The sequence below is a fragment of the Lyngbya sp. PCC 8106 genome (genome assembly GCF_000169095.1).
Taxonomy (GTDB): domain Bacteria; phylum Cyanobacteriota; class Cyanobacteriia; order Cyanobacteriales; family Microcoleaceae; genus Capilliphycus.
The window spans coordinates 13,763-26,615 of sequence record NZ_AAVU01000041.1; the positions used below are offsets into that span (position 1 = coordinate 13,763).

The window sequence follows — 12,853 nt, forward strand, 5'->3', positions numbered from 1 at the left end:
ACGACTCCAAACGAATCTTTTAATAATTGTTGTAGGAATCGTCGTTGTCATCAACGGCTTCACTACCTCCGCCCACAGCCACCAAATCAATTTGTTGGCGATAGTAGTCTACACTCTTGACTTGCACTTCGACGTTATCACCCAGACGGTACTGATTGCGGTTTTTGCGACCCACAAGCGTTTGTTGACGGGAGCGGTATTCATACCAATCATCCTTGAGAGAAGACACATGAACTAACCCCTCTACCCGCAGTAGAGAACCGCCAGGAGATTCGACTTCAATTTCGACAAAGAACCCATAAGACTGTACCCCTGTAATCAATCCGACAAAGGTTTGACCTGTGCGGGCCTTCATAAATCCAGTTTTCTTCAACCCTTCTAAATCTTCTTCGGCATCAACACCGACACTTTCCCGTTCACTCAAATGCACCACCAATTGAGCAAATTGAGACTCTAATTCAGCTTGTAAATCCGGGGGAAGAACGTTCCAGGCAATTTTACCGTGACAGGAGGAATGACCCAAATTCACCCGATCTTTAGACCGAGTGGAACGTCGATCTCGTCCTTCTTCAAAAATCGCCTTCAGGACTCGGGAAATTTGAATATCGGTATATCGCGATAAAGGTGCGGTGCAATGGGTATAACAGTCTAGAGCTAGTCCAAAATGAGGTTTAGGGAGGATGCTATAAACGGCAGGTTTGAGGCTATCTTCGAGCAAATAAGTTAACACTCGTTCTGCTTTTGAACCCGCTAAAGCTTCCACGAAAGACTGAAAATCTGAAGGCTGAACTTCTTCTTCACTTTCGAGTTCTAATTCACAGCCTAAGTGGGTGGAGAGTTTTGCCAATTCACTCACATCCGTCGGATCAGGTGCAGGTTGAACCCGATAGATCGCAGGTAAACTCAGGGCTTGTAGATGATTGGCAACCACTTGATTGCCTAAAACATTGAGTTCTGAGATCATCGCCTGAGCGATCGATAGAGAAGCCACCACAATCGGCCCAAGTTCTCCCTCATCATCAAAATGACAGTGAGTATCTAGCAGGTTAAGTTCAAAGCCGCCCCGTGCCGATCGCATTTGTCGAACCGCTCGACTGACTTCTAAGAGATTTTCTAAAATTGATAGCACTTCTGGAGAACCTGCTTCGACGTCATCGAGAATAGCCTGAGCAGTTTTGTAGTCTACTTGATGATCGACTTGGATCACACTGGGCTGAATTTCAAACTCGATCAGTCTTCCGGTGGGATCAAGTTTAATTAAGATCGAAAGGGTGAGACGTTCTTGTTCCGGTAAAAGGGCGAGGCGATCGCAACTGAGTTCTTTCGGGATAATCGGGATGTATTTATCGGCTAAATAGATCGCCGTTCCGCGTTTACGAGCTTCGCGATCGAGGGCTGTATCGGGGGCGACGTAGTGGCCAACATCGGCAAGATGAATCCCTAAGTGCCAATCGCCAGAATCTTTTTGTTCTAAGCTGAAAGCCCGATCAACACAATATTGGGCGGACTCTTTTTCTTCTTCATCTAAAACGGAAAATTCGGAGTTCCCTAAATCCGGGTGGAAACTAATCGTGAACAGTTTGCGTAAATCCGCCCGGTTTTTGTAATCAGATTTTTTAATTTGTGTGGGTAAAGATTCGGCTTCTTGTAAGGCGTAGGGGGAAAAAGCCCGAGGTAAATCATGTTTACAACAGACAATATCCAAATCATCTGCAACTTCGGCATCTGATCCTAAAATTTGCACCACCTGACCAACGGGGCGATGTATTCCCAACGGATAACGAACCACCTCGACATGAACTAAATGATCAATGGCTTCTTGAAGTTCTGGAGATTGATCAATCAAATCTAATTCAAATAGAAGCCGATCATCGAGAGGAACCGCCCGAAAGGTTTTGGGAGTGCGTTTGACTCGTGCCAGTACCGAAGGGTTGGCTCGTTCGAGAATCAGATAAACTTCCCCCTCCGGAGAACGACGCCGACTCCCTTCTTTGATAATTTTGACCAGGACGCGATCGCCATTCCAAGCATTACTCAAATGACTTTCACGAATGTAAACATCTTCTGCACCTTCTGCGTCTTGAATCGCAAAGCAGAATCCTTTACTCGAACAGCGAAGTTTGGCTTCGACAACGGTTTCTTGTTCGACTCGACGATAGCGGCCTTTATCTTTTTCGAGGACTCCAATTCGCTCTAACGCATCTAAGGCGATTTGAAATTTTCGTAAACTGTCGTCATCTGGAGCCAGTTTTTTTTCTAATGATTTGGGGGCTACCAGTTTATCTTCGGAAAAGTTAGCCAAAAGTGTAGCGATTGAAAATTCCATGTAGCGGTCTTTCCTTGTTATCTCTGCGATCAGTTGACTTGTCTTGACACTTCCTCATCTGTTTGGGTAACTCTACGCGATTCTCATAATGGAGACACGACGCGAATCATTCAACGAATCTGAAAGAAAACAGCCGCCATTTAAGGAAGGTTCGGTGCGGGATGCAAGGAGATTGTCTAAACCGAGTGGGCGGGGACGCTGATTTTCCCGCGCCTATTCCCTCAAGCATACAGTGATACAATTGAGGGCAACTGCTCCTTTGGGGCTGAGAAGAAGCCCAACAGATTGAGGACTGTCTTCACCATTAATTACCCTAGCTACGGCGTAATTTCATCTAGATGAAGTCCACCTGAAAGTAGATTGATTCATCGAGACGGTAGCATGATTGAGTGCTGCGTCAATGACAAATGCTTAAGTTAGTATACCTTAAATCAGGATATTATTATGTTTGCTCAATTTCGATCTCGCTACCCGACGGGGGGTTTAATCTCTGAGTTATTGGCGATTGATCATGGTAAGTTTGTGGTTCGTGTACTGGTGGAAGTCGATAGTGTGATTATTTCTTCGGGGCTGGCTGCCGCTGATACCGTTGAACTCGCTGAAGATTCCGCCCGGAAGCGATCGCTGCAAGTTCTCGGGATTGATACTTCTACGGCTTTACCTGATTTTTCGACAACTCGTTCTTTGGCGGGGACGGAGAATACTCCTCCATTTGAACTCAATTCGGCACCTGAAGCGGCTCAACTTCCTGAAGCTGCGGTACAAGAGTCTGGGGTTGAAACGTCTTCAAACCCTTCAGAATTGGAAGATTGGTCTTCAGGGGGAACGTCTTCTGATGATTGGCTCTCTGCAACTTATATTAATCCTAGTTCTTCCTCTCCCTCCCCGACAACAGAGGCGAGTTCGACTTCACCAACGAAGGGACGAAGTGCTTCATTACCCCCTTTACCAGATACGTCTTCAGAGGAGAGTCATGAAGTTTCATCCCCTTCTGAAGATCATTCTCCTCAGTCTTCTACGTCTAAAACCTCAAAAAATAAAAAGCCAAAATCTTCGATTGAGTCTACGGATTTTTCCTCAGAAATTGCTCGCACGGATCTCGAACTCAAACGGTTGGGTTGGACAACTGAACAAGGGGTAGAACATCTTCAAAAAACCTATGGAAAGCGCTCCCGTCATATTCTCACTGAAGATGAATTGCTGGACTTTCTACACTATCTCGAATCTCTCCCAACTCCCGCACCTCACGCAGACATTTAAACAGGAAACAGGGAATAGGATTTAGGACTGAGGATTTAGGGGTTTAACCTGCTCATCACCCGATCGCCCTATCTCCCTATCACCTGTTAACTCAATGATCAGCCGCCATTGTTAGCAGCAGCACTAGCAGCCATTGCTTTACGATCATAGACTTGATCAATTAAGCCATAATCAACAGCTTCTTGAGCAGACATAAAGAAATCTCGTTCGGTATCTTGCTCAATTCGAGACATGGGTTGTCCTGTATGATCGGCGAGACTTTGATTGAGGCGTTTCTTCAAGTAAAGAATTTCTTTGGCTTGAATTTCGATATCAGTGGCTTGTCCTTGAGCGCCCCCTAACGGTTGGTGAATCATAATCCGAGAATGGGGTAGACTCATCCGTTTTCCTTTGGCACCTGCACTCAGCAAGAATGCGCCCATACTCGCCGCTAACCCAATACAAATGGTACTCACATCGGGGCGAATATGGTTCATGGTGTCGTAAATCCCCAATCCTGCGGACACTGAACCCCCTGGAGAGTTGATGTACAGGTAAATATCTTTTTCGGGATCATCTGCATCGAGAAACAGCATTTGAGCCACGATCAGGTTGGCTAAATCTGCGGTTACTTGTTGTCCGAGAAAGATAATGCGATCGCGTAGCAGTCGGGAATAGATATCAAAGGCGCGTTCACCTCTACCCGATTGTTCAATAACGGTTGGAATCATAACTAACCCACCAATACAAGTTCACTGTAATTGATTGTAGCGATTGTTGTCAGCTTGGGGATTACGGGTTAGGGAAATCACTACCGACTGGGGTGAGTCAGGAACAGCTTTATTCAATCTTTTTGGACTCCTGTTGGGTGGCGGAGGAGTTTTGATTTCGGTGTTTGCTGGTAGATTTCATACTTTACTTTTTCTAGAGGTAAGTATTTAAGGATGACAAAATCTACGAATAATCCTAATACCAATCAGTATCTTCCCGTTGACGACTAACCTGCAACAGAAGGTAGACTGGATTTTAAGTCTTATAAACGTTAAATTGTTCTAGACTTCAATAGGGCTAACTCCCACAACTTATTTTGTTGAGGAGGAAACCCAAACACCGCCATAAACCAATAGAGAATCCAAGAATTCTGTCGGGGATGAATGGAAAACTCTGACTCTGCAACTTGCAATAAATAAGATAAATAGCTAACTTGATCTTCAAAACACTCTGATTTTAACCCGGCAATTTCTCTCGACCACGTTAACACCGGAACACTTTTTAAACCTTGCTCTTGGAGGAAAATCTTGGCTTCTCGACGCGCAATTTCTGGAGAAACTCGCATAAAATAACACTGTTCTAACAGAGTCCGAAAGGCTTGATGAACGGATTTTTTTGCATGACTCTGAAATAGTAACTTCAGTTCATCTTCCGGTTCAGGTCTTTCTAAGGAGGGGAATTCATACCCACAATGATCACATTGCTTTTGAGATAACCTGATCAGATGACCACATTCAGGACAAGTTTTAACCGCTGGTTCTCCTCGATTTTGAGATAACTCTAATTCGGTCAAAGGTTCATACTCAATTTCCTCAACTGACCCATGACGCTGAATATTTCCGCCCTGATCTAAAATCAAACAATCTGATTTTCCTTGCTGCGGACATAACCTCATTCCTCGACCAATCATCTGAACATAAAGTGCTTTAGATTGAGTCGGTCGTGCGAGAATAATACAGCTAACTTCGGGCCTGTCAAAACCAGTCGAACAAACCCCAACATTAATCAGAATTTTAACATCACCTTGCGAAAAAGAATCAAAGATTTGTAATCGTTCTTCATCGGATGTTTTTGCAGTGACTAAAGCTGAAGTATGACCTCGATTTGTAAACTCTTGAAAAAGGGATTGGGCGTGTTTTACCCCGACTGCATAAACCAAAGTTAAGCGCTGAGGACACAATCTTTCATAGTTGTCTACTGTTGCTTTAACTACCGCCGGGGCGTTACATCGGAGTTCGAGTTCACCAATAGCAAAGTCTCCTTGTCGAATTTTAACCCCTTTGAGATCGGCTCCAGCGATACCATAGTAAACGGTTGGAACTAAATAACCATTTTCGATTAAACTGGCTGGAGATTGACTGGCAATTTGAACTTCAAAAATATGACCAAAATTTTCCCGTTTACTCAGTCTCCAGGGACTCGCTGTAAACCCAATTAATAGTGGAGAATAGGTTAATGAATCTGGGTTTTTATTCAGACGCGGACATCGTTTTTTTGCCCACTTTGACCACATAACTTGATGACATTCATCAATGATTACGAGATCAGGATCAAACCACGATTCTCGATGACCTCGTTCGAGGGTTTGTCTCATTGCAACTTGAATATTGGGCTGTCGATCTTCTTTCCAACCGCCCGCGATGACTCCTGCTTTGAGATCAAATAATGCTAGACTTTTTAAAACTTGTTGAATCAGGGCTTGAAAGGGAACAACAATCAAAACTTTACAGTTTTTTTGAATCGCATCATAGGTAATTGAAGAAAAAACGATGGTTTTACCATAAGCGCAAGGTGCAACAAATAAGACTCGCTTGTATCCGTTTTGAATTAGTTGATAGAGTTGTTGTTTGTCCTGTTGTTGATAATCTCTGAGTTGGATTAACGATTGTCTATCCCGTTGAGAGGGGACTTGGCTTGTCGTCGGCGGAGTTTGCTGTTGAGAGATTTGGGACTTCACTCCAGTTAACAGAGAGTAAGGATTAGACATTCTTGAGCCTGAACTGAGCCTTGTCAAGTTTACGAGATTTATTGCAGTTTGAAAAGGGTTGACCCTCAATGATAACCCGTTGGAATTGACTTTTCCTTGCCTTTTAGGATAAGATTTTTTTCACAACTGAAATCAGATTGCTATAATAATTGCAGTTTTTTGAAAACAAATCTCGTGAATGATTTATTGAGAGGAATTAATCTCTATCTCATCGGTATGATGGGTGCGGGTAAAACGACGGTGGGAAAATTGTTGGCAAAACAGTTTAATTATCGCTTTATCGATACGGATGAGGTGATTACTCAAGTGGCGGGTCAGTCCATTAACCAAATTTTTACCGAACAAGGCGAGGAAGCGTTTAGAACGTTAGAATCTCAGGTGTTGTCGGGATTATGCGCCCATCAGCGTTTGGTCGTAGCAACAGGAGGGGGTATTATTCTCCAACGGGCGAACTGGGGTTATCTCCGTCATGGTTTAATTGTTTGGTTGGATGTTTCTCCAGAAGATCTTTATCAACGCTTAAAAGAAGATACAACCCGACCTCTACTCCAACATGATAATCCTTTGGGTCGATTGCAAGAATTGCTTAAACAGCGAGAATCTCTTTACGCTGAAGCGGATGTGAAGGTGACTATTACTCAACATGATACACCAGAACAGGTGGTGGATCATATTCTCGAAAAAGTTCCGACTGTTCTGAAAACGGAATCTTTAAAACCCCCTGAATATAATCTAAATCCTAATGACCTATCGTAATCCCACTCCGACTGTTGATATTATTATTGAATTGGGCGATAAACCCGAACGACCGATTGTTTTGATTGAACGTCGTAACCCGCCTTATGGTTGGGCAATTCCGGGCGGTTTTGTTGATTATGGAGAATCTGTCGAAGCTGCGGCTAAACGAGAGGCTCAAGAAGAAACGGGCTTGGATGTAACATTAATTGAACAATTTTATGTTTATTCTGACCCAAATCGTGATCCGCGTCAACATACTTTATCGATTGTATTTTTAGCGACTGCAAAAGGAGAACCATCAGCTGCAGATGATGCTAAAAATTTAGAGATTTTTGAACCGTGGCGTATTCCAACTGATCTTTGTTTTGATCATGATCGGATTTTAGAAGATTATCTACGTTATCGTCATTTTTCTCTTAGACCCCGACTTTAACCGTGATCAGCTACCCCTGCTATAATTGGTATTGCACTACGCGAATATATGAGGACATTTATAAATCCTAAAACCCCTACCTAGTCTACTGTTCCCTCACTTGCAAAGTTGCTCCTTGATGGAAACCACCAAGACCCTCTGGGTTCGCTAGTTGCTCATGGGGGAAACCCCCTCTCTTGGTCAGCGTTCCCTAAGCGAGGAAACCTCGCCGGGGTCTGACCGCAAGACCGCACTAGACTCACCGCACTTTGCGCTGTTCCCTGTTCCCTGTTCCCTGTTCCCTGTTCCCTGTTCCCTGTTCCCTGTTCCCTGTTCCCTGTTCCCTGTTCCCTGTTCCCTGTTCCCTGTTCCCGATTCAAGTAGCGCTATATTGCCAAGCATCTTGAAATAATGCAGTTAAAGCTTCGACAGTTAAAGGTTTAGCAATTAAGTAACCTTGAGCAAAGGGACATCCGATGTTTTTTAAGTATTCAAATTGCGTTCGGGTTTCAATTCCTTCTGCAATCACTTCTAGATTTAACTTTGTTGCCAAAGTCATAATAATGTCTATAATTGCGCTATTTTCTCCCTGTTCTCCAATACAATTAACAAAAGATTGGTCAATTTTGAGAGTATTTAACGGCAATCGTTGTAAATAACTCAGAGAAGAATAACCCGTGCCAAAATCATCTAGACTGAGTTGAATAGAATGGGATCGAATATTAGAGAGTAATGTCATAATATTTTCGATATCATCTAATAACATACTTTCAGTTAGTTCTAGAGTTAAAAGTTGGGGAGGAAAATCTATCTCAGTTAAGGCTTGATTAATTTGTTCAATTAAAGTCGGTTCTCGTAGTTGTCGCGCGGAAAGATTGACACTGATTTTTAAATTTTGAGTGTTTGGAAAGTGTTGATGCCAAGTTTTCATCTGAGAACAAGCCGTTTTTAACACCCACATTCCCATCGGAACAATTAGTCCAGTTTCTTCAGCGACTGGGATGAACTCAGACGGAGGAATTAACCCATTTTGAGGATGTTGCCAACGAATTAAAGCCTCCATTCCCGTAATTTTTCCCGTTTCTATAGAAATAATCGGCTGATAATATAAAATAAATTCTTCTCGATCTAAAGCCTGACGTAAATCATTTTCTAAGTGTAAACGTTTGAGGGCTTGTAGATACATAGACGGGTCAAAAATTTCATAGCGTTCTCCCCCTTTTGCTTTAGCTCGATACATGGCTGTATCCGCATCCCGCAACAAGTCAATCGCTTGGTGATAATCACTCGAACCATAAACAATCCCAATACTCGGCGTAATAAATACTTCTTGTTGATTTAATATAAATGGAGATTGAAGTTTTGTGATCATGCGTTTGGCAATTAAAATTGCTTCATTAATATTGTCAATTTCTTCAAGTAATATCACAAATTCATCACCGCCAAACCGAGCCACTAGATCAACTGGACGAATTAATCCCTGTAAGGTCTGAGCAACAGAGATCAACAGTTCATCTCCGACTAAATGACCCAGACTATCATTAATCACTTTAAAGCGATCAAGATCTAAAAATAAAATCGCAAACTGAAAGTCTTGATAACGTTTTAAGCGTTGGAGAGCCAGTTCAATACGACTAATTAATAAATCCCGATTAGGTAATCCCGTCAGAGAGTCATGTAGGGCATCATGCCTGAGTTGTTGTTCGACTTGGACTCGATCTGTGACATCCCGAGAAGTGGTTTGTAGACGAACGACTTGACCCCTAATATTTAAAATTGGTGTAGTTAGGGTTTCTAGCCAGATATAGTCTCCTGATTTTTTTCGCATCCGATAGGTCATGGGAATCGGATCACCACTGAGAGCCGCCAGATGAGACGTTTGGAGAATGCGTGAGCGATCTTCGGGATGAAAGAATGTATAAGGATCTTCTCCAATCAGTTCTTTGTCGTCATATCCGAGTAGAAGCTGACAAGAAGGACTCACATAGAGATATTGACCTTCTGCATTGTGAATACAAACGAGATCACTCATATTTTCGGCCAATAACCGATACCGTTCTTCGCTTTCGCGCAATGCCATTTCTGCTCGTTTGCGATCGCTAATATCGAGAATTAAACCCTCCCAAATCACATCACCGTTGGGTTGTTTCTCGGGTTTTGCTAAGGTTTGTAGCCATTTTTGATCACCCGAGGGGGTGGTAATTCGCCATTCGTAAGTCCAGGGTTCTAGAGTCTCCGCAGACACCTGAAGCGATTCTTGCATTCTGGATAAATCTTCGGGATGGATCAACTCCCAAAGAACTTTAACATCCTGTTCGATCTCGGAGGATTCGATTTCCCAGAGTGTTCGGCTACCTGGACTCATATAAGTCACCGCATCAGAGTCATCAGCAGACAAGACGTAGCGATAAATTACTCCCGGTAAATTCGCCGCTAGGTTTTGCAGACGCTTTTCGGCTTGTTTGAGGGCTGTTACCTCTATTATCATCGTGTCCCAAATCACATCACCATTGGTTTGTTGTTCGGGTTTACCTGCACTTTGCACATATTTGTGAATACCGGAGGGCATGATAATTCGCCATTCATAAGACCAAGGTTCTAGGGTCTGAGCCGATAGCAATACTGATTGTTGCATACCGGGTAAATCGTCGGGATGTACGAGCTTCCAGAGAATTTCGGTATTGTGTTCAACTTCCCTGGCTTCAATTTCCCAGAGTTTATAACAACCGGGACTCATATAAATAACTGAATCAGAACCATCGCTATGCAAAATATAACGAAAAATCGCTCCGGGTATATTGGCGGCTAGATTTTGAAAACGAGTTTCGGCTTGTTTGAGAGCGGTAATATTGGTTGCTGTTCCGATGATTTGAACAATTCGCCCAGTGTCATTTTTTAAGGGTGCTAAACTCGTCAGCCACCAAAGATCTTGTCCGCGAAAGGGAAGAAATTCTTCGTAGGTGATTATGGTTTCTGTTTCTACGCAGCGACGATAGTTTTGTTCGACTGCTTGGGCAATTTCCGGGGGAAGAATTTGGGCGGGGGTTTTTCCTTGTATTTCTGCGGTTGAAATTCCGGTGAGTTGCTCATGGATCGGGTTTAGCTCAACATATTCAAAGGTTCCATTTTCTAAGACATCAATAATAAAGATGCCATATTGAGTATTATCATAAATGGTCTGTAAAAATTGTTCGTTTTCTTTTAAAGCGATTTGTGACTGTTTGCGTTCCGTGATCTCTCGAAAGTAAACAGAAAGTCCGTCTTCGTCGGGATAGGCATGAACTTCATACCAACAATTAAAGGGAGGATAAAAGGCTTCAAAATCAACGGTTTTATCTGTGTTTAAAGCTTGATGATATTTGTGGTAAAACAGAGTATTTACTGCTTCGGGATAAGCTTCCCAGAGATTTTTATCGATTAATTCTTCGTTGTCTTTACCGAGCAATGGCTCGGCTTGAGAGTTTAAGTAGGTTATCTTCCACTGACGATTTACGGCAAAAAAGCCATCACTAATTCGCTCTAGAATTTTCTCGATTTTGATTTTTTCAGCCTGTTCTTGTCCGAGTAACTTGTCCCGTTCAAGTTCGGCTTGCTTACGTTCTGTAATGTGAGTATTGGCAATGACACATTGACTGACTTGTTGGTGAGAGTCAAACAAGGGATAAAGACGGGAAATCGCAAAATGTTTGGTTTGATCTGCGCCTCGATAAGTAATTTCAACTCCACTAAATGACTTTTGTTCTTGAAAGACTTGGGTGAGAATAGATTCAAGAGGAGATAAACTTTCATCAGCCAATAGGATTTTCCAAGACTGACCGATGATTTCTTGATGATAATGATAGTTTTGCTGACAAGCTACATTCCAAATTTTTATTTTACCTTGTTTGTTGACTGAAAATATCGGGTTAGGAGAGTTTTCGACAGTCTGACGATAGAGTTCTTCAGTTGTTTGATGTTCTTTGATTTCTGGTTTAATTGGGCGATCATCGGTCTGAAAATTAGACTTTTTTGTTTGATAGATAAAGTATGCTATGATGATTAAAATTGAGGAAGTTTGTAAATAAGTTAAAGAATCAAATACACTTGAAATCGAGACGAATTTAAGAGACAAAAAATAATATTTTTTATAAACTAGAGAGAACAGATAAATTTTGGATAAACTAAACCAGTGATACATGGATAACTTCCCTGTAGTATTAGGTTTTCGTCTAACTTTAACATTTTTTCAACAAAAAACATCAAAATTATTCTGACCAACTTTTTGTCTTGAAAACTGACTCCTAAATATTAAACAGAATCTGGCATTGGTAACGTGCGAACTTTAAGATCTTTGTAAAATTCTTCTTGAGTTAATTCTACTTTAGATTGAGCCGACAACAATAATAATGCCCAGAATACTCCGACTCGTTCATTAGGAGGTTGATGAACTAAATTGGCTTCATCATTGTCTTCCTCAGACAACTCAGGCGATAGGGCTTCAGGGGCAGTCGCATCTGACCATAACACTAAAAGCTTTTCTAAATCTAACCATTCTGCACTAAAATCTGACCATTGATTACTGAATAATTGTTCAAGTTTAGTTGCAGTTTCAGTTAAATTTTCTTGGTGAGCAAGTTCAGCGATCGCTTTTGCAGCTTGGGCTTTGGCTTGAGAACTGGTTTGACGACGCTTCGGACGTGCCTTTTGTTCAGCGATCGCAGTTGCCATTAATTGTAACTGATCAATCAATTCTTGCAAAGTCACTCGGCGTTTTTGCGGGACTTTACCAACAGTTCGTCGTCGAATTTGACGTTCTAGATTTTGGGGACGTTGCAGCCCATTTAACCCATTTTCAGCATCCACAAATTCTTCTTCTACGATTATTTCTCCATCTCCTTCTAAGGGATCAACCGACATTAAACTATCAGCTTTCAATAAAACCAACATTGAAGCATACAAAAAAGCTTGACCCGACTGAGACAATTCAGTAAAATTTTGACCAGGAGAAGAATTTTGTTGAGGCGTGAGTTGACTCAAGTAGCGATCAATCACTTCAATCACTTGTACATCCCAAGGGTCAATTTCTCCTCGTTTTGCCAAGTCAATTAACAGGGCAATTCCTTCGGAGAGTTGATTTAAAGCATCTTGCGGTGTTTCGACAATCATTGAATTTCTAAGCGTTAAATGAGCGCGAATTTTTACAGTCACCCGTTTGATTGGGATCATTAATCAATTATCCGTGTTCATCCTGTCACCCGGAGTAAAATGTGTGCGTCTGAGATTCTTTGCTTCTCTCAACATGACAATCATTCTGTAAACTGAACTTCTGGCTTCTGACTTTTGCAATAATTCACTTGACGACTGACAACAATTAACGATATTGTAATCAACTATAGACATT

General features: G+C 42.1%; 8 protein-coding genes. 3 read left to right on the forward strand and 5 right to left on the reverse strand.

Annotation, left to right across the window (positions count from 1 at the left end; genetic code table 11):
• Positions 1-19 precede the first annotated feature (19 nt).
• Positions 20-2,326 carry a ribonuclease R family protein gene (locus L8106_RS22490; RefSeq protein ID WP_009786770.1) on the reverse strand — a complete coding sequence of 769 codons (2,307 nt, stop codon included), beginning with the start codon at positions 2,324-2,326 and terminating at the stop codon, positions 20-22.
• Between the two features lie 444 nt (positions 2,327-2,770).
• Between L8106_RS22490 and L8106_RS22495 the strand changes: the two genes are divergently transcribed.
• Complete coding sequence (locus L8106_RS22495; RefSeq protein WP_009786771.1) at positions 2,771-3,586, forward strand: hypothetical protein; 816 nt, start codon at positions 2,771-2,773, stop codon at positions 3,584-3,586.
• Positions 3,587-3,684: 98 nt separating this feature from the next.
• Here the strand turns inward: L8106_RS22495 and clpP are convergent, their stop codons facing one another.
• A complete protein-coding gene (gene clpP, locus L8106_RS22500; protein WP_009786772.1) occupies positions 3,685-4,296 on the reverse strand; it encodes an ATP-dependent Clp endopeptidase proteolytic subunit ClpP in 612 nt (203 codons plus the stop codon).
• Between the two features lie 311 nt (positions 4,297-4,607).
• Positions 4,608-6,323 carry a DEAD/DEAH box helicase gene (locus tag L8106_RS22505; RefSeq protein WP_009786773.1) on the reverse strand — a complete coding sequence of 572 codons (1,716 nt, stop codon included), beginning with the start codon at positions 6,321-6,323 and terminating at the stop codon, positions 4,608-4,610.
• Between the two features lie 174 nt (positions 6,324-6,497).
• Between L8106_RS22505 and L8106_RS22510 the strand changes: the two genes are divergently transcribed.
• Positions 6,498-7,079 carry a shikimate kinase gene (locus L8106_RS22510; RefSeq protein ID WP_009786774.1) on the forward strand — a complete coding sequence of 194 codons (582 nt, stop codon included), beginning with the start codon at positions 6,498-6,500 and terminating at the stop codon, positions 7,077-7,079.
• On the forward strand, positions 7,066-7,494 hold the full coding sequence (locus L8106_RS22515) for an NUDIX hydrolase (protein WP_009786775.1): 429 nt from the start codon (positions 7,066-7,068) through the stop codon (positions 7,492-7,494). The genes L8106_RS22510 and L8106_RS22515 overlap by 14 nt, the downstream gene beginning before the upstream one ends.
• A gap of 355 nt (positions 7,495-7,849) precedes the next feature.
• Here the strand turns inward: L8106_RS22515 and L8106_RS29895 are convergent, their stop codons facing one another.
• Both L8106_RS29895 and L8106_RS22530 read right to left on the reverse strand, forming a co-directional pair.
• Entirely contained in the window at positions 7,850-11,650 is a 3,801-nt protein-coding gene (locus L8106_RS29895) for an EAL domain-containing protein (RefSeq protein WP_009786776.1), read from the reverse strand.
• Positions 11,651-11,760: 110 nt separating this feature from the next.
• Positions 11,761-12,618 carry a segregation/condensation protein A gene (locus L8106_RS22530; protein WP_039896998.1) on the reverse strand — a complete coding sequence of 286 codons (858 nt, stop codon included), beginning with the start codon at positions 12,616-12,618 and terminating at the stop codon, positions 11,761-11,763.
• Between the last annotated feature and the right edge of the window lie 235 nt (positions 12,619-12,853).